The sequence below is a fragment of the Winogradskyella pulchriflava genome, assembly GCF_042434315.1.
In the GTDB taxonomy this organism is placed as follows: domain Bacteria; phylum Bacteroidota; class Bacteroidia; order Flavobacteriales; family Flavobacteriaceae; genus Winogradskyella; species Winogradskyella pulchriflava.
Genome location: NZ_JBHLTQ010000005.1, coordinates 130,823 through 154,217, shown reverse-complemented (window position 1 = coordinate 154,217; position 23,395 = coordinate 130,823). Strand labels below are relative to the sequence as shown.

Genomic DNA, 23,395 nt, shown 5'->3' with positions numbered 1-23,395 from the left:
TGAATTATATTTTCTTTAGATGAAATAGGAAATATAAGCATAGCCAAAGTTACGGTTCTATTTTATATTGAAATATAAAGGAAATAGAAACTAATTCAATCGATTATTTTGAAGTTTATTAGGTATCAAACCAATGTCTAACTATTTAATAATCAAAGCCAATGCTCAATAAAAGCATCAAATTTTTAATAGAAAACAAACTCGTAGCAGTTCTGCTACTCGTCCTTTTTGTAGGATGGGGAACGGTTAATGCACCTTTCAATAGGGATACTGGTTTCTTACCAAGTAATCCAGTTGCTGTAGATGCCATACCAGATATAGGCGAAAACCAACAAATCGTTTTTACCAAATGGGATGGACGTTCGCCACAAGATATAGAAGACCAAATTACCTATCCATTAACCACATCATTATTGGGTATTCCTGGAGTAAAAACCATTCGTAGTTCCTCTATGTTTGGCTTTTCAAGTATCTATATCATTTTTGAAGAGGATATAGAATTTTACTGGAGTAGAAGTCGTATTCTCGAAAAACTTAATTCCTTACCAAGTGGTTTATTGCCCGAAGGTGTTAATCCTGCTTTGGGTCCAGATGCAACAGGATTAGGACAAATATTTTGGTACACTTTAGAAGGTCGTGACGAAAACGGAAATGTAACTGGTGGTTGGGATTTGCAAGAGTTACGCAGTATTCAGGATTACTATGTAAAATATGCTCTATCTTCTGCAAGTGGTGTTTCAGAGGTTGCTTCTATTGGTGGCTATGTTCAGGAGTATCAAGTGGACGTAAATCCAGAACTAATGCGTCAGTATAATATTGGATTGCATCACGTTGTAAAAGCGGTTAAGGAAAGTAATAAGGATATTGGTGCACAGACTTTGGAAATTAACCAAGCCGAATATTTAGTGCGTGGTTTGGGTTATGTGAAATCCATTTCAGACATCGAAAATGCAGTAGTCACTTCAGAAGATTATACTTCAATTAGGATAAAGGATATTGGTAAAGTTTCATTAGGTCCTGCAACAAGACGTGGTTTATTAGATAAAGAAGGTGCAGAGGTTGTTGGTGCTGTTGTGGTGGCTCGTTATGGCGCAAACCCAATGGAAGTTATCAATAATGTGAAAGAGAAGATTAATGAATTAAGTGCAGGATTACCTTCAAAAGTATTGGCGGATGGTAGAACTTCCCAAGTAACAATAGTCCCATTTTATGACAGAACAGAACTGATACAAGAAACTTTAGGTACACTCAATGAAGCATTGACTTTAGAAATCTTAATTACCATCCTGGTAATTATCATTATGGTATTTAATCTTCGAGCTTCCATACTAATTTCTGGACTTTTACCAGTAGCGGTTTTAATGGTGTTTATTGCGATGAAACTCTTTGGTGTTGATGCTAATATTGTGGCATTATCAGGTATTGCTATTGCTATTGGTACAATGGTCGACGTAGGTGTCATACTATCAGAAAACATTATAAGGCATTTGGATGAAAACGAAAATGTCATTCCGACAGAGCAAGGAACGAGCGACGAGGAATCTCATAAAAAGTTACCCATAAACACAGTAGTCTATAACGCAACAGCTGAAGTGTCTGGTGCAATCGTAACCGCAGTTATGACAACTATTATCAGTTTCATTCCTGTATTTACAATGATTGGAGCGGAAGGAAAACTATTCAGACCATTAGCCTTCACAAAGACTTTTGCATTAACAACTTCTATAATAGTAGCGTTGTTTTTAATTCCACCGTTTGCTGCATTTTTATTCAGAAAGAAAAACATCAAAAACACTTTTAAATATGTTTTAAATGGTGTTTTAATAGCATTGGGAATCGTAGCCATAGTCTATGGATATTGGTTAGGATTAATTTTAATTGCGTTTGGGATTACAGCATTTCTCAATCTTCAAAGTAAGATAACAGACAAGCAAGCTAATCTTATCAATATCATTATTTCGGTATCAGCTATTGTATTCTTGTTAGCCGAATATTGGAGACCATTAGGCGTTGATAAAAGCATTTTTTGGAATCTCATTTTTGTGAGTGTTATTTGCTTTGGTTTATTAGGTGTTTTCTCATTATTTATAAAATACTACACACGTATTTTAAGGTGGTGTTTAGATAATAAGTTATTGTTTTTATCTGTACCAACGGCTATTGTAATTGCAGGTTTTTTCATTATGAAAAATACAGGCAAAGAGTTTATGCCCTCATTAAATGAAGGCTCATTTCTACTAATGCCAACCTCGATGCCTCATTCTGGCGTGGAAGAAAATAAACGTGTTTTACAGCAATTGGATATGGCAGTAGCCAGTATTCCAGAGATTGAAACCGTAGTTGGTAAAGCAGGTAGAACAGAATCAGCGTTAGACCCAGCACCTTTGTCGATGTATGAAAATATCATTCAGTATAAACCAGAATATATGCTGAATGAAAACGGAGTACGCCAACGCTATAAAGTCAATGATGATGGTGAATATGTGTTAAAAAACGGAATGTCATTGCGAGCGGAACAGCGTGAAGCGTGGCAATCTCTTAAAGCAAAAGAACAACTCATTCCAGACGATGATGGCGAGTTCTACCGTAATTGGCGACCAGAAATACAATCACCAGACGATATTTGGAACGAAATTGTAAAAGTTACCAAATTACCAGGTGTCACATCAGCACCAAAATTACAACCTATTGAAACTCGATTGGTAATGCTACAAACAGGTATGCGTGCACCAATGGGAATCAAAATAAAAGGACAAGATTTAAAAGAAATTGAAGCGTTTGGAATGCAGTTAGAAACCATTTTAAAAGAAGCTGAAGGTGTAAAGGATGAAGCCGTTTTTGCAGACCGTATTGTAGGTAAACCGTATTTACTTATCGATATTGACCGAGAAAAAATTGCACGTTACGGTGTAAGTATTGAAGAGGTGCAAAACGTATTAAAAGTAGCTGTTGGTGGTATGTCATTAACCCAAACCGTTGAGGGTCGTGAGCGTTATGGTGTTCGTGTACGTTATCCAAGAGAATTACGAGCAAACCCAACCGACTTACAACAAATTTACGTGCCTGTTGAAAAAGGTAGTCCTGTACCTTTAAGCGAATTGGCAACCATTCGTTATGAGCAAGGTCCACAAGTGATTAAAAGTGAAGATACCTTTTTAGTGGGTTACGTGTTGTTTGATAAACTAGATGGTTATGCAGAAGTTAATGTGGTAGAAAATGCCCAAGCCTTAATTCAAGAAAAAATAAATAATGGTGAATTGGTAGTGCCAAAAGGTATTAACTATCAATTTACAGGAAGCTATGAAAATCAGTTAAGAGCTGAAAAAACCTTATCCGTTGTAGTGCCTTTAGCATTAGCCATCATTTTTTTAATTCTGTATTTCCAATTCCGTTCAGTCGGTACATCCTTAATGGTTTTTACAGGGATTGCAGTAGCTTTTGCAGGTGGTTTTTTAATGATTTGGCTCTACGGTCAAGATTGGTTTTTAAACTTCAATTTCTTTGGGGAAAACCTGCGTGATTTATTCCAGATGCACCCAATTAATTTAAGTGTGGCTGTTTGGGTAGGCTTTATTGCACTTTTCGGTATTGCAACCGATGATGGTGTTGTAATGGCAACCTATTTAACGCAAACATTCGATAGAAATTCACCAGAGAATAAAAAGGAAATTAGAGCGTCAGTTGTGGAAGCAGGAGAAAAACGTATCAGACCCTGTTTAATGACAACAGCAACGACCATTTTAGCATTATTACCAGTATTAACCTCTACAGGTCGAGGAAGCGATATAATGATACCTATGGCAATACCAAGTTTTGGTGGAATGCTTATAGCCTTAATCACTTTGTTTGTTGTACCAGTATTGTATAGCTGGAAAGCAGAAGTTCAACTTAAAAGAACATCAAAATGAAATATAAATCAATACAAATAAAAATCGTCTTGGCTCTTGGCTCTTGTTTCTTGAGTCTTTTTGCGAACGCTCAACAATTAGAAATACTTATCGATGAAGCCTTAACAAACAATCCAGAAATTCAAAAGTTTGAGTTACAATACAAAAGAGCTTCCGAAAAGGTAAACGAGGTCAACACCATTCCTAATACCGAATTTGGTGTTGGTTATTTTGTGAGTGAGCCAGAAACACGAACAGGTGCACAACGCTTTAAAGTATCTGCTAAACAAATGTTACCGTGGTTTGGGACTATTACTTCGAGAGAAAATTACGTGAGTTCAGTGGCAGATGCTAAATACGAAGACATTGTCATCGCAAAGCGAAAACTAATGGCTTCGGTATCACAATCCTATTATAATTTATACGCCAATAAAGCCAAACAAGACGTATTAGCTCAAAATATCCAACTATTAAAAACCTATGAAACTATGGCGTTGACTTCAGTAGAGGTTGGTAATGCGTCAGCAGTAGATGTATTGCGTTTGCAAATGCGACAAAACGATTTACAGCAATTAAAAGACGTGTTGCAACAACAGTTTTTAGCAGAACGAACTAATTTTAATAACCTTTTGAATAGGAAAAATGATGTTGTAGTTACTGTGGTAGATAGCTTAACAATTCCGATTGAAGATTTTGAAATCAATACTGAAAATCTATCGGTACATCCTGAATTACTAAAATATGATAAACTCTATCAATCCATAGAGCAATCAGAATTATTGAATCAAAAAGAAAGTAGTCCAATGATTGGTTTCGGATTAGATTACATCAATGTTGCTGAAAGACCAAATATGGATTTCAGCGATAACGGAAAGGATATTGTAATGCCAATGGTTTCGGTATCTATCCCAATTTTCAATAAGAAATATAAATCCCAAACCAAACAAAATGATTTGCAACAGCAGGAAATTACTGCTCAAAAACAGGAACGTTTAAATGCATTGGAAACGCTTTTAGACAAAGCAAATAACGAACGCATTTCTGCAAGAATAAGTTATGCTACTCAAACAAAAAACTTAAAGCAAGCTAAAGATGCAGAAGATATTTTAATCAAAAGCTACGAAACAGGAACGATAGATTTTAATGATGTTTTAGATATTCAAGAGTTGCAGCTAAAGTTTCAAATGAACCAAATAGAATCTGTGAAGACCTACTATGTGCAAAGTACAATCATTAATTATTTAATTCAGTAAACAATGAAAACATTTAACACAATATTTCTCTTGTTTCTAACTTCAATGGCATTTGCCCAAGTTGGTACAAATGGTGAAGATAGAAAAGAAGAAGGCCGAAACATACAAGAGTATAACCTTACTATAGAAGAAAATGAAATAACTCTTTCAGGTGTAACCGCCAAAGGAATGACAATTAATGGTGGAATTCCAGGTCCTACATTAGAATTTAATGAAGGTGACCTCGCTATTATTAACGTAACTAATAAAATGGATGAAGAAACCTCTGTACATTGGCACGGTTTAATACTTCCTAATTTTTATGATGGTGTACCTTATTTAACTACGCCACCTATAAAACCAAACACTACATTTCAATATAGAATACCTATAAACCAATCTGGCACATATTGGTATCATTCCCACACGATGTTGCAAGAGCAAAAAGGAGTTTATGGCTCAATAGTCATTCATCCTAAAGAAAAGACCTTGGACTATGATAAGGATTTAGTCGTAGTCCTTTCCGATTGGACAAATGAAAAACCAATAAATGTACTGCGAAACCTTAAACGAGGAAATGAGTGGTATCAGGTTAAAAAAGGAACAGCGGTACCATTAAGCAGAGTTATAAAAGAAGATGCATTAGGCGCACAATTCAAATTTTGGCGCGATAGAATGGAAGGTGCAGATATTGCAGATATCTACTATCCTGCGTTTTTAGCCAATGGTAAAAAAGTTGCAGAATATCCAGAGTTTAAAACAGGTGAAAAAGTACGACTACGTTTTATTAATGCATCTGCTTCATCTTATTATTGGATGGATTTTGGTGGTGGTAACCCGATGATTGTAGCGAGTGATGGTGTGGATGTAACACCAAAATATAAAAACCGATTTCTTTTTGTAATTGCCGAAACCTATGATGTGGTTGTAACCATTCCAGAAGGCACATTGGAAATTACCGCAACAGCACAAGATGGTTCTGGTAATATGTCCATTCGTTTAGGTAGCGGAAAACTGTATCCAGCAACAGTTATAGACAGACCAGATAAAGTAGCTATGATGAAGCAAATGGCAAAAATGGATATGAAGATGGGTGCACCTGCTTTAGTAGGAAATAAAAACAGTAACACACCAGAAGTCCTAATGCAGAAATATGGGATGAAGATGAATATGGATATGAAAGATGGACAGATGGAGAATGAAATGAATATGGAAATGAAAAAGGATGTGATGCCAATGAATCATAAGATGATGCAAAAGGACACCACTTCATTTAATTATGACACACGTAAAACCTATTTCAATTATGATTTTTTAAAGGCAAAAGAAAACACGACTTATAAGGCAGACATACCTGTAACCGACCTTTTACTTAATCTAACAGGTAATATGCAACGTTATGTTTGGAGTTTGAATGGCATACCACTTTCGGAAACAGACAAAATTAAAATTAAAGGTGGAGAGGTTACTAGAATTACTTTGAATAACCTAACAATGATGCATCATCCAATGCACTTACACGGACATTACTTTAGGGTCATCAATGAAAATGGCGAACGTTCCCCATTAAAACATACCGTCAATGTACCACCTATGCAAAAAGTGGTCATCGAATTTTATAACGAAGAATATGGTGATTGGTTCTTTCATTGTCACGTGTTATATCATATGATGGGTGGTATGGCAAGAGTATTTAGCTATGATACACCACGCGATGAAAGGATGAAACCTTATCCAGTTCAAAAACTAATTGATGAAACTGACCATTATTACTCTTGGGGAGCTGCACGTGTAGGTTCAAACTTTAATGAACTTTTATTGATGTCAAGCAACATTCGTAACGAATTTGGACTACGTGCCGAGTTTGATTATAACCAAAATGCCGAGATAGAAGTAAATTATAACAGATATCTCAATGATTGGGTACGTGTGTATGCAGGTGTAAATACTGAAACTTCTACACCAAATTCTTATGATACATTTAATACTGTAGGATTAGTTGGAGTTAAATATTTCACGCCTTACAGATTTAATGTGGATGTGAGTATGGACCATCAACTGCGCCCAAGAATACGTTTGGACAGAGAACTATTGATTTTTCCTAGAATTTTTCTCGAAGGAGAATACGAGTATAGAGCGGATTTTGGATGGGTCAATGATTTAGAAAACAACAATTCTTATGAAGGTGAAACTCAATGGTTAATTGGAGCATCGTACATCTTATCTCGAAATTTTTCAATTCAAGGGAATTACAATAATAAATATGGCTGGGGAGGCGGACTATTAGTTCGATTCTAATAATACATAACAATTTTATATAAACAAATATTAATCTTAAAAGTAAGTCAAAATGAAAAAAGTAAAATTAGTAACAACAATTATGGTAATGGCTTTTATAAGCCTAACAGCAATGTCTTGTAAAGACGCAAAAAAAGAACATAACAACGATGAAGGTCATAATACAGAAATGAATCACGACAATAGCGATGGTCATCACGATAGTGATAAAAAAGAAATGGCAATGAATAGCAATCAAGACGGGAATGCCGAAATTATACTTAAAGATTATTTTAATCTAAAAGATGCTTTAGTTGTAGATGATGAAGCAAAGGCAAAAAAAATAGGTGCTTCATTAGAAAAAAGTTTAGAAAATTTAGATGTTTCTAAATATACGGATGCTCAAAAATTAGAATTAAAGGATATTATTTTGGATGCCAAAGAACACGCAGAGCATATATCCAAAAGCCCAATAGCACACCAAAGAGAACACTTTAAGGTTTTAAGTAAAGATATTATAGATATGGTTGCGATAACAGGTGCTTCTAATAAATTATATGAGCAATATTGCCCAATGTATGAAAAAGGAAGTGCTTGGTTAAGTATGAATAAAGAAGTACGTAACCCTTATTATGGTAGTAAAATGCTGAAGTGCGGAAAAGTACAAAGAGAAATTAACTAAATGAAAACTGTTAAAATCATATTGCTGATTTTATTGGTCGCTTTTATGGGAATACAATTTATTCCCACAGAAAGTAACCACACTGATATTGTACCAGTAACCGATTTTATGTTGGTAAATAATGTGCCAAATAATATAAAAAATAAGTTGCAAGTATCTTGTTATGATTGCCATAGTAACAACACTAAATATCCTTGGTATAATAAAATACAACCAGTTGCTTGGTTTTTAGAAGAACATATTAAAGATGGCAAAAAAGAATTAAATTTTAGTGAATGGGGTTCATTAACAATTCGAAGAAAAACAAGCAAGTTGCGTTCAATTATAAAACAAATAGAAGGCAATAAAATGCCTTTAGATTCTTACACGTTAATACACAGAGATGCAAAATTGTCTGAAAGCGAAAAGAAATTACTCATAGAGTATATGTCAGATTTAAAAGAAAATTTAAATAATTAAAAGTCAAACATCAAAATATTCGATTATGAAACCACCCATATTTGTCTTATTATTCACGATTTTAATTGTGAGTTGTAAAGAAAGTAAACAACAAGATACAACTATCGAAACTTAAAAAGAGGTCGTTGTTGACACCACAAATGAAAAAGAGGAAGTGTTGAAAATTATGAAATCTTATAAAAATGCCATTCAAAACTTAACAACCGAAGGCACTTTTCAACTCTTTACGCAAGATGCCACCGTTTTTGAGCAAGGTAAAGTAGAAGGAACTTATAAAGATTATATAGATGGTCATTTAGGTCCAGAACTTGGTCATTTTAAAAGTTTTACATTTTCAGATTATCAGATTGATGTAAATGTAAGTTTGCCCTATGCATATACAACTGAAAATTATTTGTATACGATAGTTTTAAAGGCAGATGAAGCTAAAGGAACAAAAGAACGAACCATTGAAAGTAAAGGCGTAGCAACTTCAATTTTAAAAAAAAATTGATGGAGATTGGAAGATTATTCATTCACATACTTCATTTAAAAAATTGAATCAATAAACAATGAATCATATTCTTCATATAAAAAATATGGTCTGTAATCGCTGTAAAATGACGATTATAAATTTGTTGGATGATGAAGGTTTTGAAGTGGAATCTATACAATTGGGTAAAATTGTTGTTAAAGAACAGTCTAGTGATGATTATGTTCGGCTAGAAACACAGTTGAATGCTTTAGGATTTGAAGTGATTAAGGATCCTACAAAGGCATTGATTGAAAAAATTAAAATTAATCTTATTCAGCATATTGAAAAAAATGAAACAGATGAAATTCTTGGTAAACTTGAGAGTGAAATAGGCAAAAGTTATTCTACATTGAGTAAAACGTTTAGTAAATCAGAAGGGATAACACTTGAAAAGTATTTTATCAACCTGAAAATAGAAAAAGCTAAAGAGTATATTCAATTGAATCAGCTTAATTTTTCAGAAATAGCCTATAACCTTAACTATAAAAACAGTAGTCATCTATCGAAACAGTTTAAACAAGTTACTGGAATGTCAATGACAGATTATAAAAACTTACAATATGGAGACAGAAAATCCTTGGATGAAATTGTATAAAAATTAGCCAGAATTAGAATAATATTATAAGGTAAGTTATTGTAATTTAGACTAATAATTCTAAAATATTTAAAAATGAAACATACATATCATATACACGGAATGACCTGTAATGGTTGTAGAACACACGTAGAAGAAACGCTCTCTAAAGTAGAAGGTGTTTCAAAAGCAACAGTCGATTTAGAAAAGGCAGAAGCTACCATAGAAATGGAATCACACATACCTATAGAAACATTTCAAGAAGCCTTAAAAAAAGATAGTGATAGATACACTATCCATAATCAAGGTGAACATCATCATCATCATACCAAAGGTAAAAAGGAAAAGCAACAAAAAGGGAAAGGCACAGGCACATTTTATTGTCCTATGCATTGCGAAGGCGATAAAACTTATGATAAACCAGGCGATTGTCCTGTTTGCGGAATGGATTTGGTGGAAGAACAAAATCTATCAGCAACTTCAAAGGAACAATGGACGTGTCCGATGCATCCAGAAATTGTAAAAGAAGAAGCAGGTTCGTGTCCTATTTGTGGGATGGATTTAGTGCCAATGGAAGCAGATAGTTCAGCAGAAGAAAAAACGTATAAAAAGCTATTAAAGAAATTTTGGATTGCCACAGCATTTACCTTGCCCATTTTCTTAATGGCTATGAGCGAAATGCTCAATAACAATCCGTTGTACGATATAATGGAACAGAAATATTGGAACTGGATTCAGTTTGTTTTATCCATTCCAGTTGTCTTTTACGCTACGTGGATGTTCTTTGAGCGTGCTTATAGAAGCATAAAAACGTGGAATCTCAATATGTTTACACTTATTGGAATCGGTGCAGGTGTGGCTTGGTTATTTAGTGTATTTGGGATGTTGTTTCCAGATGTATTTCCTGAACAATTTAAAACTGAATCAGGCGCAGTTCACGTCTATTTTGAAGCAGCAACTGTGATTTTAACGTTAGTGCTTTTAGGTCAGTTGTTAGAAGCTCGTGCCCATAGTAAAACCAATTCGGCAGTAAAAGAACTGTTGAAATTAGCACCTAATAAGGCCATAAAAATAGTAGATGGTGAAGAAGTTGAAGTCAGTATTGACGAGATAGAACTTAATGATATTCTAAAAGTAAAACCAGGAGATAAAATTCCTGTAGATGGTATGATAACCGAAGGTGAAACAACCATTGACGAATCTATGATTACAGGTGAACCCATTCCTGTAAACAAATCTCAAGAAGATAAAGTAAGTAGCGGAACCATTAATGGGAATCAATCCTTTTTAATGAAAGCAGAAAAGGTAGGAAGTGACACTTTATTATCACAAATCATTCATATGGTTAATGATGCCAGTAGAAGTCGTGCACCTATTCAAAATTTAGCAGATAAAGTTTCAGGCTATTTTGTGCCAGTTGTAGTTCTTATTTCTATTATCACATTTATTGTATGGTCTATTTGGGGACCAGAACCAGTTTATGTGTATGCGTTTGTCAATGCAATTGCAGTACTAATCATTGCTTGTCCTTGTGCTTTAGGTTTAGCAACACCAATGTCTGTAATGGTTGGTGTGGGTAAAGGTGCTCAAAATGGTGTATTGATTAAAAATGCTGAAGCTCTTGAAAAAATGGATAAGGTAAATACGCTTATCGTTGACAAGACAGGAACAATTACCGAAGGAAAACCAACAGTTGAAACCGTTGGAGCTTTTAATGATGCTTTAAGCGAAAAAGAAGTGTTACAATACATCGTTTCATTAAATACCAATAGCGAACATCCTTTGGCAGAAGCGACAGTTAAATATGGCAAAGAACACAACACAGAAATTTTAAAGTCCGAAGATTTTAGTGCAGTCACAGGAAAAGGTGTTGAAGCGACAATAAAAGATAAAAAAGTAACATTAGGTAATCCTAAAATGATGGAATATGCTAAAGCAGATGTTACATCGACAATGAAAGACGAAGCTAAATCTTACCAAAAACAGGGTAAAACAGTTTCTTATTTGTCAATAGATGAAACCGTCGTTGGATATGTAGTTATAGGCGATAAGATAAAAGAAACAAGTGCTAAAGCCATTAAAGCACTTCAAGATAAAGGGATTGATGTTATAATGCTTACAGGTGATAATCACGATACAGCACAAGCAGTAGCATCAGAACTAAATCTTGCAGATTTTAAAGCCAGTATGTTACCAGAGGACAAACTCAAAGAAGTAGAAAAATTACAAGAAAACGGAAAAGTAGTTGCTATGGCAGGTGATGGTATTAACGATGCACCAGCATTGGCTAAAAGTGATGTCGGTATTGCTATGGGAACTGGAACAGACGTAGCGATAGAAAGTGCTATGATAACACTCGTAAAAGGCGATTTACACGGTATTGTAAAAGCAAAAAATTTAAGTAATGCTGTAATGAAGAACATTAAGCAAAACCTATTTTTTGCACTTATCTACAACACTTTAGGTGTGCCTATTGCAGCAGGTGTGTTGTTTCCATTCTTCGGAATACTACTCTCGCCAATGATAGCAGCTTTAGCAATGAGTTTTAGTTCGGTTTCGGTAATAGGTAACGCATTACGATTAAGAACAAAAAACATTTAATTATATGCAGAAAACAGTTTTCAAAATATCAAAAATGGATTGTCCTTCTGAAGAAAATCTAATTAAGATGAAGCTATCTGATATAGATGGTATCAAACAACTTGATTTTAATTTAGAAGAAAGAATCTTAACACTATATCATAATTCAAATGTAAATGAAATTGGTAATGCCTTAAATGAATTAAAATTAAATGAAAGTTTAATCAGTTCAGAAGATACAGACACAATTATTACTGAATCTACAAGGAGTCAATCCAAACTGTTGTGGACAGTTCTAATCATCAATTTTGCATTTTTTATTATCGAAATGAGTACAGGACTTATTTCAAAATCAATGGGATTAGTTGCTGATAGTTTAGATATGTTGGCAGATTCATTTGTTTACGGATTGAGTTTAATAGCGGTTGGTGGTACAGTTTTAAAAAAGAAACGGATTGCAAAATATGCAGGCTATTTTCAGATAACACTTGCAATTATCGGAATCGTTGAGGTAATACGTAGATTTTTAGGCTATGAAGCTTTACCTGTATTTTCAACAATGATTATAGTTTCAGTATTTGCTTTGATTGCAAATGGCATTTGCTTGTACCTCTTACAAAAATCTAAAAGTCAAGAAGCACATATGCGTGCCAGTATGATTTTTACCTCTAACGATATTATAATAAATCTTGGCGTAATTACAGCAGGCGTTTTAGTCAATTGGCTGCATTCTGGTATTCCAGATTTAATTATAGGAATCATTGTATTTGGATTGGTGATACAAGGTGCATTCAGGATATTAAAATTAAGTAAGTAAAAAGTTTAACTATAAAATCAAAAAATATGGAAAATTCAAAAGAACACTCAAACAAAGGAAATTACAAAACCTTCTTTATAATGTTGGCTTGCTCATTTGTAGCAATGTACATCACAATGTATTTAAACACCTATTCCATAGACCACGTATGGTTTAGTCTAACACGATTCTATATGACGTGTTTAGGGATTTCAACAATGGCAGTAATAATGTGGTTTTTTATGCGAAAAATGTATAATGATAGAAAGAAAAACATAGCAATTCTTGCAGGTAGTTTTATTCTGTTTATAGGGGCTTTGGGGTTAGTAAGAGCACAATCACCAATAATTGGTGATGTCCTTTGGATGAAAGCAATGATACCGCATCATTCTATCGCTATTTTAACAAGTGAAAGAGCAGATATAAAAGACCCAGAAGTAAAAAAACTGGCAGAAGATATTATTGAAGCACAACGCAAGGAAATAGAAGAAATGAAAGCAATGATAAAACGATTAGAAAATGAAAACAAATAAAATATTAATCTATTTAGGATTATTAGCAGTTGGTCTATTATTGGGTTGGTTGCTTTTCGGTGGTTCATCAAAAGAAGAAGCAGACCATAATCACAATGAAGTTGAACAAACCAATCAAATGTGGACTTGCTCTATGCATCCACAAATTATGCAGCCTGAACCAGGCGATTGTCCTATTTGTGGGATGGACTTAATTCCTGCCGAAAGTGGAGCAGATGGTTTAACAGCAGATCAGTTTAAATTAACCACTAATGCTATGGCTTTAGCAAACATTCAAACCACGGTGGTTGGTAATGGTTTAGTAGAAAATGGAATCATAAAACTTTCAGGAAAAATTGCCGAAAACGAAGAAGCCAATGCAGTACAGGTAAGTTATTTCGCTGGAAGAATTGAACGTTTGAATGTGAGTTTTACAGGCGAAGAAGTTCGTAAAGGTCAATTATTGGCAACCATTTATTCGCCAGAACTCTATGCAGCACAACAAGAATTAATCACAGCAGCTTCTTTAAAAGAATCTCAACCTGCTTTATACAAAGCAGTCCGTAATAAATTGAAATTATGGAAACTCTCTGAAAATCAAATCAACCAGATTGAAGAAACAGGAAAAGTAAAAGAAAACTTTCCAGTTTATGCAACCGTTTCAGGTACTGTTACCGAAAAATTAGTAGAACAAGGCGATTACATAAAACAAGGTCAACCATTACTTAAAATTGCAAATCTCAATACGGTTTGGGCAAATTTTGATGTGTATGAAAATCAAATTGAACTATTCAAAAAAGGGCAAGAAGTTGATATAATCACCAATGCCTATCCTAATAAACAGTTTAAAGGAAAAGTAGATTTTATAGATCCAATTTTAAACACCAAAACTCGTACTGTTGATTTACGTGTGGTTTTAAATAATAAAGAAACCATTTTTAAACCAGGAATGTTTGTAACCGCCAATATTGAACGAGTTTCAAGTAGTAATGATGAGGTATTAACAATTCCAGCATCTGCTGTACTTTGGACAGGTGAGCGTTCTGTTGTGTATTTAAAAACCAATCCAGATCAGCCAGTTTTTGAAATGCGTGAAATTGTTTTAGGTAATAAAATCGGTGATGAATACGAAGTTTTGGAAGGTTTAGTTGTTGGCAATGAAATCGTGACTAACGGCACATTTACGGTAGATGCGGCAGCACAATTGCAAGGCAAAAAATCGATGATGAATAAAGAAGGTGGCAAAGTATTGACTGGTCACGAAGGACACTTAGGAATGGAAAATAGTACTTCTATTAATGAAAGCGACCAAACAAAGATGAACGAAAGATTGATAGTATTGGAGAAATTTCAAAAACAATTAAAAGTTGTTTACAATGATTATATCCATTTGAAAAATGCTTTGGTAAAAGAAGATTCAAAAAACACTTCAGCTAGTGCCACAAGTTTATTAAACAATTTAAGTAAAGTGGATATGAAATTATTATCAGACAATAAAGCTCATACCCATTGGATGTCTTTAGTAGGAGACATCAAATCTACTGCGACATCTATTTCTGAAACCTCTGATATAAAAACACAAAGAGACCATTTCAAACATTTATCATCACACTTAATACATGCAGTACAACTGTTTGGTGTTAAGGAAAAAGTGTATGTAGAATTTTGTCCGATGGCAGATAATAACAATGGTGCTTACTGGTTGAGTAAAGAAGAAAAAGTAATCAATCCCTATTTTGGAGATGCCATGTTAACCTGTGGAGAAGTAACACAAGTCATAGAATAAAAATAAATAAAATAATAATTAAAATTTAGAACCATGAAGAAGGTAATTTTAAGTGTAGCTATAATAGCTGCAATTGGTTTAACAAGTTGTAAAAACGGAACCAAAAAAGAAGTAGAACCAACAACTACAGAAGTATCAAAAGAAATCGCAATGACTGATTTGTCGTTTGGAGTAAGAGGCAACTGTGGCATGTGTAAGAGTACCATTGAAAAAGCAGCAAAGGGAGTAGAAGGTGTGGCAAGTGCTCATTGGAATGTGGATAAAAAGAAAATTGATGTTTCTTTTGATAGTACTAAAACAGATGCTATAACTATTCACAACGCCATAGCAGCTTCAGGTTACGACACTGAAAAAGTTGATGGTGATTTAGAAGCTTATGATGGTTTGCCTGGATGTTGCAAGTATGACCATGATATGGCCATGAATCAATCAGTAGATAATAAGGATGAGGATCATTCAGGTCATGATCATTAATAACAAATATAGAAGAGCCTTGATAATAAAGGCTCTTCTATTATAAAAGTAGCGTGCTTTTGTTTTGCAATAGCATTATATTGAATGATTTATAACTTTACTAGCAATATTTGAATGCGGTTAGGCGACAGTGCTTGCCAGGGAGTAATTAAAACCTCGGAGGTGATATTAGGCTTATAACATTATTTATAAACTCAAAAAAACTTCCAGATTTTTTCAATTTGTTTATACCTCAAATTAGTTTAGGCTTCATAAATAAAGGGAATATTAATTCTGTATCGGGAAATGATACAATATTTTAGTAAATCCTTCTAATTTTTTAATTCTTAAGTATTTGGATTTAACTAATTGAATGTATTTAATGGTTAATAATTATTTTTTCTTCAATTATATTATTGCATGGTAATTAACTAATAGACTATTTTCTACTATTTGATAGGATGTTTCTATATATTTTGTTGATAAGTATTTTGATAAATATTAACAGTTATCTGTTTGAATTATAGCTATTTATTATTTTTGCATTATCTTAAAGTTTGATTGCGTCTAAATTTTTACTGGGATTCATTTAGATATTTATAATCTTTAGATGTTGATCTTAACTATAGGATAATTGCTATTATCTTAACAAAATATATTAAAGGCTAATATATTTTAAATGTGTAACGAAAAAGAAAAATTACTTGAAGAATTACAGCACATAAACGGTTTTACAAAAAGTTACATAGAATCAATAAAAGACGGCTTAGTAATTATTGACACAAAGGGTCATATAGTAATTACTAATAGTGTTTTTTGTAACATTACTGGTTATACCCAAAATGAGTTATTAGGACTAAGTGCTCCGTTTCCATTTTGGCCTCCCGAGTTTTACAACGATTATAAGCAGATTTATAATGAGATGTTGGACGAGAGGTTAAAGTTGGATTTTGAGGCTGTATATCTTCGTAAAGACAATAGTCGTATTCCTGTGTTTTTGGTTATCTCGACTATTAAAAACGATAAGGGTGCTTCATTAGCTTATTTAATTTTAGTACAGGATATTAGTGCTCAAAAGAAGGAGTTAGAGCATAAAACATTTCCTAATAAAGACCTGTTTTCAGTTTTAAATTACAAAAAGGGATATCTCGACCTAATTGATGAAAACCTGTTAAAATCTCAACTAGATACTGCTTTAGATTTGATATCTGATGGTTTAGTATCGTTTGATAACGATTGGTGCTATACTTATATAAATAAAAGAGCAGGTGAGTTAATTGGAAGAGATCCTGAAAGTCTTTTAGGCAAACACGTTTGGACTGAATTTCCGGAAGCGGTTGGAAAAACAACTTATAACGCTTGTTATAAGGCTGTAGAGACTAAAGAGACGCAAAAGTTTAATGATTACTACGAGACCTTAGATCTTTGGTTTGAAAACAGAGTATATCCACATTCTATTGGTTTAACGCTGTACTTTACGGATATTACGGATCGGAAGAAAATAGAGGAACGCTTAATAGAAAGTGAAAAAAATCTAGATAATATAATTAATAATATTGGTGATCCAATATTTGTTAAGGATGATAAAAGCCGCTTAATTTTTGTGAATGATGCTTTTTGTAAAGTTTTTAATCATTCTAAAAATGAAATTATTGGAAAAACCTTAGAACAAGATGTTGATCCTGAAGAACGCATAAGTTTTTTAAATATAGATAAAGAAGTACTTGAAACAGGTATTGAAAATATTAATATTGAGAAGCTTACCGTAAAAGGCCGTAAAACCCAAGTCATTTCTACAAAAAAGAATAGGTTTATAGATTCTAATGGGAATAAATTTATTGTTGGAATTATAAGAGATATAACCCAACTAAAAGAATTTGAAACCCAACTACTAGAAAGCGAATACAATTTAAGGCAATCTCAAATAGTTGCGAATATAGGCTCCTATACAGTTGATTTGAATACTATGGAATGGACAGCCTCTACTGTGCTGGAAAAGATTTTTGGAATTGATGCCTCTTTTAATAAAACGATTGATAACTGGAGTGATTTAGTACATATTGATGATAGAGAAGAAATCTTGGCTTATTTCCATGCGTGCGTTACTAATAAATTGAGATTTGACAAAGAGTATAGGATAATAAAGCACAATACAAAACAAGAAATTTGGGTACATGGTATAGGGGAATTTGTTTTTGATAATGATTCAAATCCTATAAAAATGATAGGTACCATCCAAGATATTACCGAACGAAAGCAATCTCAAATCAGGCTACAAAAAAGTGAACAATCCTTATTAGAAGCCCAAAAAATAGCAAAGGTTGGAAACTATAACCTGGATTTAAAAACAGGTAAATCCCAAACATCGTTAGTGTTTAAGGAAATCTCTGGTTACGATTTAGATAGTGAAATAACACTGGAGGGATGGACTAAAATAATGCATCCAGAAGACGTTTCAAAATGCTTGGAAATGATTGACAAGTGTATTGCGACTGGCGATAAATTTAATTTAGAATATAGGATATTTACTAATGATACTAAAACCTTAAAATGGATTCATGGTTTAGGTGAGGTTGTTTATAAACATGGAGAACCCACCAATTTTTTTGGTACCATCCAAGATATCACAGATAGAAAAAATGCTGAAATTGAATTAAAAGCAGCTACCCGTTTCACTGAAAATCTTGTGATGTCAATGCAAGAAGGTTTGCTGATGCTAGATAGTTTAGGGAAAGTGATAAAGGTGAATGACTCACTATGTAATATTTTGGGCTATTCGGAAGATGAACTTATAGGACTAGAATTGCCTTATCCTTTTGCAAAACCAGAAGATTTTGAAAAAATGCAAAAGATTAAAGAGAAAGTTACAAGTGGTGAGGTAACATCGTTTCAGTTAGAGTTTTTTAGAAAAAATGGAGAACAGTTTACGGCCTCATTTTTAGCTGGTAATATAAGAGATGATAAAGGTGAAGTTGCTGCAATATTTGCTACCATTAAAGATGTATCAGAAGAAGAAAAGTCGAAAGCATTATTAGAAGAGGTGGCTGTTAAGTCTACCCAAAAGAAAAACGTAATGCTAAAATTAGCCGCAATGGTTGGTGAAGATCCAAGTAAATCATTTAAAAGTGTTACAAAGTATGCCGCTGAAACATTAAATGTTGCTAGAGTAAGTATTTGGAAGTTTAACGAAAATAGAAGCGAGTTAGAATGTAAGAAACTGTTTTTGTTAGACGAAAATAGATTTGAAAACGGACATATAATTACGCACATCAATACTACTGAATACTTTAAGATTTTAGATGAAAAGAAAACCATTCTTATTAATGATGTTGAGAAAGAACCTGTACTAAAACAATTTGCTCAAAGTTACATTAAACCCAACAATATAAAATCCTTGATGGATGTACTCATCAATAGTGCTGATGGTTATTATGGCATCATTTGTTTTGAGCATATTGGTGAACAAGCTAGGAGCTGGACTGCAGATGAACAAGAGTTTGCAACTTCAATAGCTAGCATTGTGTCTTCTATGGTTGAAAGTTATGAGCGAAAAATAACGGATGAAAAAATTGTAAAAGCCAATACAAAACTTCTAGAAGCCAATAACGAGTTAAATAAACTAAGGGAACAGTTAGAACAAGAAAACATTTATTTACGAAATGAGCTGGACTTAGTCTTTAACTACGAGGAAATGGTTTATGGAAGCGTAGCGTTTAGTAATGTGCTAACCGAAGTTGAAACAGTAGCTTCAACCAATGCTACGGTTTTATTACTCGGAGAATCGGGCACTGGTAAAGAGCTTTTGGCTAGAGCTATTCATAATACAAGTTTAAGAAACAACAAGCCCTTAATTAAAGTTAATTGTTCTGCGATACCCAGAGAATTAATTGAAAGCGAATTGTTTGGTCATAAAAAAGGTTCATTTACAGGCGCTTTTAGTGATAAAATCGGGAAATTTGAACTAGCAGATGGAGGTACTTTATTTTTAGACGAAATAGGTGAGTTGCCTATAGATATGCAACCTAAGATTTTAAGATTTTTACAAGAAGGTGAGATAGAAGTTGTAGGAGGTGTTGGGTCTAAAACGTTAGATGTAAGAGTTATAGCCGCAACAAACAGAGATCTTTTAGAAGAAATACAAAAAAAGCGATTTAGAGAAGACTTATACTTTAGACTTAATGTGTTTCCTATAAATATACCTGCCTTACGAGATCGAAAAGATGATATTCCTTTATTGGTTGAGCATTTTGTAGATAAGTTTAATAAGGCCTACGACAAAAATATAAAGTATATCTCTGATGATGCCATGAGTAAATTGAAAGCCTATAGCTGGCCAGGAAATGTTAGAGAATTAGAAAATCTAATTGAGCGTGCCTCTATATTATCAACCAGCCAGACCTTAGTGATTCCAGGTTTTGAAACCACCCATCAAAAAACGAAGCAGCTTATTGCCGGAAAAGATATGTCTCTAGATTCAGTTTTGCGCAATCATATCCTTCAGGTTCTTGAAAGTTGTAAATGGAAAATTAGTGGTAAAGATAGTGCTTCTGATTTGCTAGGTTTAAGACCGAGTACTTTACGTGATAAAATGTCTAAACTAGGCATTCATAAACCCAAATAAAATTGACGGTATTCCGTGACTCTTGTATTTTACCGGTAAAAAATCACGGTATACCGACGTTTTAATTTTTAGCTTAATTTTTTTATTAAACACAAAACACTGTCTAACAGTGTTTTGTGTTTTTTTTTGTGCTTTAAATTTTTTTTGGCATTGGAATTGGCATAAGGTAAAGCGATGATAATCTTTTGTTTAGCAATTGACCTGATTGGACTTAAACTATCATAATGCAAAATTGAAATTTTTAGAAATCAAAAGAATGAATAATAAAGACAATTATATAAAGATAGGATCTACGAGTTTTTGGTTAGATTCTAATGGTATTCTTAATTGTAAGTTTAGTAATAAAAACCCCAATTACAAGCTAGACAAATTCATATCTAGACTATATATAAATGCAATTGAAAAATTATGCAATGGTAAACCTGTGCCATTTCTAATTGATTTGAGGGGAACACGAGGGACTTTTACTGAGGAAGCGGTTAAAATCCTTGCTAAATCTACCTTACTTAAGGTGTTAAGACTATCTGAATCTTTTGTCTATGATTCTATAGGCATGAAACTATTAATTATGTCTTATAAGCGTATGTTTGATCATTATACACCTTACCAGTTATTTAACGAGTACCAATCAGCCCAAGCGTATTGTTTGGTTGTAAAAAATGATTTTTATGGAAGCAATTAAATATTATTTATCATCACGTGTAGACGACACCTTATCGCAGTTAGTAAAGGCTAGCTCTATATATACCTTATCGGATTCTTTTGGTCGTCTAGAACGTGTAAGTGATACCTATTGCGAAATTATGGAAACCAATAGCAATAGGCTAATTGGTGAACCTCAAAAATTATTGAAGTCTCATTTACATTCTGATACTCTTTATAAAAAATTATGGAGAACTCTTAAGATGAGGCAACAATGGAATGGTGTATTATCTGAAACACTAGAAAGTGGTAAAACCGTGCATCTGGACGCAACAATAATCCCTATACAAGATGAAACAAATCATAGTGTTAAATATGTAGGGATATACAATGATATCACCAATGTTCATAAACAAAAAGACCAATTTAAAACTGCTAATCTTGTTGACAAAAACTTGTTAAATGCTATGCCATTTCATGTGTTTTTAACCTCTAAGCATGGTAAAGTTTTAAATGTAAATAAAAGTTATAATGGTAAAGAGGTTTCTGAACTTATAGGCACCTATATATACGATTATTTTAGTCTGGAATGTTTAGAGCAAATAAAAACTAATATTGAGTTTGTAGCTTCAGAAAAGATTTCTAATCAGTTTGAAATTACAGATGTTGATTCGGCTAATAATCGCTGTAACTATTCCATATTGATTGCGCCAGTTTTTAATGAACTAGGAGGCTTCACTTCTTTAACGGTTACCGTTCAGGAAACAATTAAAACCCATTCCACTTATAAAAATAGAGAAGCCGAAAAAAAGTGCAGGTTAATTTATCAGTCCGTTAACGTAGGTATTATAGTAGTAACAGACGAGAATGGCAGAATTACGGAGTGGAATAAAGGAGCAGAAGTCGCTTTTGGATATACAGAATCAGAAATACTTGGAAAACCGCTTAATGTTTTAATTTCAAAAAAATCTAGAAGAACAAGTGTAAATGATCTATTAGAAATAGCTGAAAAAATTGATAACAACCAAGCTGTTGAACTCATAGAATTATATTGTTTAAGTAAAACCAAAAAAGAGTTTCCTGTAGAGCTTGCTCTAAGTAGTTTGACTTTTAGAGGTAAGAAGGTTTATTGTGCTATGATGCTAGACCTATCTAAGCGAAAAACTTTAGAGCATAAACTAAAACAAAAAACAAAGGATTTAAAGTTGTTTTTATATCGTTCTGCTCATGACTTAAAAGCTCCATTTTCAACAGCAGAAGGCTTATTAAATTTATTAGAAATAGACACTTCAACCGAAAATGAAAAGCTAGTGGAATTGCTCGGTGCCACAATTAAAAAAGGGAAAACGTTATCAGAGAGTTTAACGCAAGCGTCATTGATTACTGTTAACAAAGACGAAACTTCTAAAATTGATTTTCAGAAAACTATTGAAGATGTCTTGCAATTACTGTCTTTAAAAAGTAATCTAACAAAAATTGACATAGTAAAACATCTTGATACGAGCTCAGAGTTTTATTCTAATAATGAGTTAATAAATACAATTTTTCACAATGTCATTCACAACGCGATTATTTACTCTAAACCGTCTACCAAATTAAAGAAACCACATATTACAATATCCGTAAAAACATTAGAGGATAGAGCCATCCTAACAATTAGTGACAAAGGCATTGGTATACGTAAAGATAACTTGCAAAAAATATTCGATTTATATTTTAGAGCAAACGTTCTTGATGAGGCTGGTAACGGATTAGGCCTGTATGTTGTTAAAAGTATTGTGGATGATTTAAATGGAGAGATACATGTAAAAAGTAAAATTCATAAAGGATCTTCCTTTGAAATAATATTACCTAATCTTAAATAATTTTTACCTACTTATGAAACTGAACTTTATGCTGATTGATGACAATAAAATTGACCTATTTATTTGTAAAAAAATCATAGAAAAATCTTCGAGCGAATATAGTGTTAGAACCTTTCAAAGCGCTCAAAGTGCGATTAAATTTTTAGAAATTTTTGTAAAGAAAGAAAAATACCAAGATGCATTTCTTCCTAATGTGATTCTGTTAGATATCAACATGCCAGAGATGAATGGTTTTCAATTTTTGCGAGAGTTTAATAAACTCGAGCACTTTGTAAAAAGGCCTATTAAAATTTTTATGCTGTCCTCTTCAACAGATATACATGATGTAATAAAGGTTAAAAGTGAAAAGCTTTGTGTAAGATTTATCAGCAAGCCATTAACTGTTGAAGGGTTACACAATGTAGTAAGGGAATCCATACCATTTTCAATAGAACACCATTACTCTAAAAATAACAGAGTTAAATCTTATTAGATCTACACTCTTTCAAATCTACTACTAACCTTTAAACCTATTA

16 protein-coding genes are annotated in these 23,395 nt (G+C 33.2%); all 16 read left to right on the top strand.

Going from position 1 to position 23,395, the window contains the following annotated elements:
- Positions 1-161: 161 nt before the first annotated feature.
- The 16 genes from ACFFGA_RS10125 to ACFFGA_RS10050 all read left to right on the top strand — a co-directional run bounded on the left by ACFFGA_RS10125 (position 162) and on the right by ACFFGA_RS10050 (position 23,352).
- Entirely contained in the window at positions 162-3,908 is a 3,747-nt protein-coding gene (locus tag ACFFGA_RS10125) for an efflux RND transporter permease subunit (protein ID WP_386063352.1), read from the top strand.
- On the top strand, positions 3,905-5,140 hold the full coding sequence (locus tag ACFFGA_RS10120; RefSeq protein WP_386063349.1) for a TolC family protein: 1,236 nt from the start codon (positions 3,905-3,907) through the stop codon (positions 5,138-5,140). Before ACFFGA_RS10125 ends, ACFFGA_RS10120 begins: the two co-directional genes overlap by 4 nt.
- Positions 5,141-5,143: 3 nt before the next feature.
- A complete protein-coding gene (locus tag ACFFGA_RS10115; RefSeq protein WP_386063346.1) occupies positions 5,144-7,417 on the top strand; it encodes a multicopper oxidase domain-containing protein in 2,274 nt (757 codons plus the stop codon).
- A 52-nt stretch (positions 7,418-7,469) separates the two neighbouring features.
- Positions 7,470-8,078, top strand: coding sequence for a DUF3347 domain-containing protein (locus ACFFGA_RS10110; RefSeq protein ID WP_013868942.1), 609 nt, complete (start codon positions 7,470-7,472; stop codon positions 8,076-8,078).
- Positions 8,079-8,537 (top strand): heme-binding domain-containing protein, encoded by a 459-nt coding sequence (locus ACFFGA_RS10105; protein WP_386063342.1) that lies wholly within the window; start codon positions 8,079-8,081, stop codon positions 8,535-8,537. It abuts the gene before it with no gap.
- Between the two features lie 166 nt (positions 8,538-8,703).
- Positions 8,704-9,030 (top strand): hypothetical protein, encoded by a 327-nt coding sequence (locus tag ACFFGA_RS10100; protein ID WP_386063340.1) that lies wholly within the window; start codon positions 8,704-8,706, stop codon positions 9,028-9,030.
- 106 nt (positions 9,031-9,136) lie between these two features.
- Positions 9,137-9,646 (top strand): helix-turn-helix domain-containing protein, encoded by a 510-nt coding sequence (locus ACFFGA_RS10095; protein WP_386063338.1) that lies wholly within the window; start codon positions 9,137-9,139, stop codon positions 9,644-9,646.
- 75 nt (positions 9,647-9,721) lie between these two features.
- On the top strand, positions 9,722-12,226 hold the full coding sequence (locus ACFFGA_RS10090) for a heavy metal translocating P-type ATPase (protein WP_386063335.1): 2,505 nt from the start codon (positions 9,722-9,724) through the stop codon (positions 12,224-12,226).
- 4 nt (positions 12,227-12,230) lie between these two features.
- Complete coding sequence (locus ACFFGA_RS10085; RefSeq protein WP_027879802.1) at positions 12,231-13,022, top strand: cation efflux transmembrane domain-containing protein; 792 nt, start codon at positions 12,231-12,233, stop codon at positions 13,020-13,022.
- 26 nt (positions 13,023-13,048) lie between these two features.
- Positions 13,049-13,534, top strand: coding sequence for a DUF305 domain-containing protein (locus tag ACFFGA_RS10080; RefSeq protein WP_106678902.1), 486 nt, complete (start codon positions 13,049-13,051; stop codon positions 13,532-13,534).
- Positions 13,521-15,299: an efflux RND transporter periplasmic adaptor subunit gene (locus tag ACFFGA_RS10075; protein WP_386063330.1), complete on the top strand. Its 1,779-nt coding sequence runs from the start codon at positions 13,521-13,523 to the stop codon at positions 15,297-15,299. Before ACFFGA_RS10080 ends, ACFFGA_RS10075 begins: the two co-directional genes overlap by 14 nt.
- Before the next feature lie 33 nt (positions 15,300-15,332).
- On the top strand, positions 15,333-15,773 hold the full coding sequence (locus tag ACFFGA_RS10070; protein ID WP_386063327.1) for a heavy-metal-associated domain-containing protein: 441 nt from the start codon (positions 15,333-15,335) through the stop codon (positions 15,771-15,773).
- 658 nt (positions 15,774-16,431) lie between these two features.
- Positions 16,432-20,373 (top strand): PAS domain S-box protein, encoded by a 3,942-nt coding sequence (locus tag ACFFGA_RS10065; RefSeq protein WP_386063324.1) that lies wholly within the window; start codon positions 16,432-16,434, stop codon positions 20,371-20,373.
- A gap of 256 nt (positions 20,374-20,629) precedes the next feature.
- A complete protein-coding gene (locus ACFFGA_RS10060; RefSeq protein ID WP_386063321.1) occupies positions 20,630-21,055 on the top strand; it encodes a DUF7793 family protein in 426 nt (141 codons plus the stop codon).
- Positions 21,042-22,880 (top strand): PAS domain-containing protein, encoded by a 1,839-nt coding sequence (locus ACFFGA_RS10055; protein ID WP_386063318.1) that lies wholly within the window; start codon positions 21,042-21,044, stop codon positions 22,878-22,880. The genes ACFFGA_RS10060 and ACFFGA_RS10055 overlap by 14 nt, the downstream gene beginning before the upstream one ends.
- A 13-nt stretch (positions 22,881-22,893) precedes the next feature.
- Positions 22,894-23,352, top strand: coding sequence for a response regulator (locus tag ACFFGA_RS10050; protein ID WP_386063315.1), 459 nt, complete (start codon positions 22,894-22,896; stop codon positions 23,350-23,352).
- The last annotated feature ends 43 nt before the right edge of the window (positions 23,353-23,395 follow it).

Excerpts from the sequence above, each read along its gene's own strand:
- ACFFGA_RS10125 (WP_386063352.1), top strand. The coding sequence starts at position 162 with ATGCTCAATAAAAGCATCAAATTTTTAATAGAAAACAAACTCGTAGCA.
- ACFFGA_RS10120 (WP_386063349.1), top strand. The coding sequence starts at position 3,905 with ATGAAATATAAATCAATACAAATAAAAATCGTCTTGGCTCTTGGCTCT.
- ACFFGA_RS10115 (WP_386063346.1), top strand. The coding sequence starts at position 5,144 with ATGAAAACATTTAACACAATATTTCTCTTGTTTCTAACTTCAATGGCA.
- ACFFGA_RS10110 (WP_013868942.1), top strand. The coding sequence starts at position 7,470 with ATGAAAAAAGTAAAATTAGTAACAACAATTATGGTAATGGCTTTTATA.
- ACFFGA_RS10105 (WP_386063342.1), top strand. The coding sequence starts at position 8,079 with ATGAAAACTGTTAAAATCATATTGCTGATTTTATTGGTCGCTTTTATG.
- ACFFGA_RS10100 (WP_386063340.1), top strand. The coding sequence starts at position 8,704 with ATGAAATCTTATAAAAATGCCATTCAAAACTTAACAACCGAAGGCACT.
- ACFFGA_RS10095 (WP_386063338.1), top strand. The coding sequence starts at position 9,137 with ATGACGATTATAAATTTGTTGGATGATGAAGGTTTTGAAGTGGAATCT.
- ACFFGA_RS10090 (WP_386063335.1), top strand. The coding sequence starts at position 9,722 with ATGAAACATACATATCATATACACGGAATGACCTGTAATGGTTGTAGA.
- ACFFGA_RS10085 (WP_027879802.1), top strand. The coding sequence starts at position 12,231 with ATGCAGAAAACAGTTTTCAAAATATCAAAAATGGATTGTCCTTCTGAA.
- ACFFGA_RS10080 (WP_106678902.1), top strand. The coding sequence starts at position 13,049 with ATGGAAAATTCAAAAGAACACTCAAACAAAGGAAATTACAAAACCTTC.
- ACFFGA_RS10075 (WP_386063330.1), top strand. The coding sequence starts at position 13,521 with ATGAAAACAAATAAAATATTAATCTATTTAGGATTATTAGCAGTTGGT.
- ACFFGA_RS10070 (WP_386063327.1), top strand. The coding sequence starts at position 15,333 with ATGAAGAAGGTAATTTTAAGTGTAGCTATAATAGCTGCAATTGGTTTA.
- ACFFGA_RS10065 (WP_386063324.1), top strand. The coding sequence starts at position 16,432 with ATGTGTAACGAAAAAGAAAAATTACTTGAAGAATTACAGCACATAAAC.
- ACFFGA_RS10060 (WP_386063321.1), top strand. The coding sequence starts at position 20,630 with ATGAATAATAAAGACAATTATATAAAGATAGGATCTACGAGTTTTTGG.
- ACFFGA_RS10055 (WP_386063318.1), top strand. The coding sequence starts at position 21,042 with ATGGAAGCAATTAAATATTATTTATCATCACGTGTAGACGACACCTTA.
- ACFFGA_RS10050 (WP_386063315.1), top strand. The coding sequence starts at position 22,894 with ATGAAACTGAACTTTATGCTGATTGATGACAATAAAATTGACCTATTT.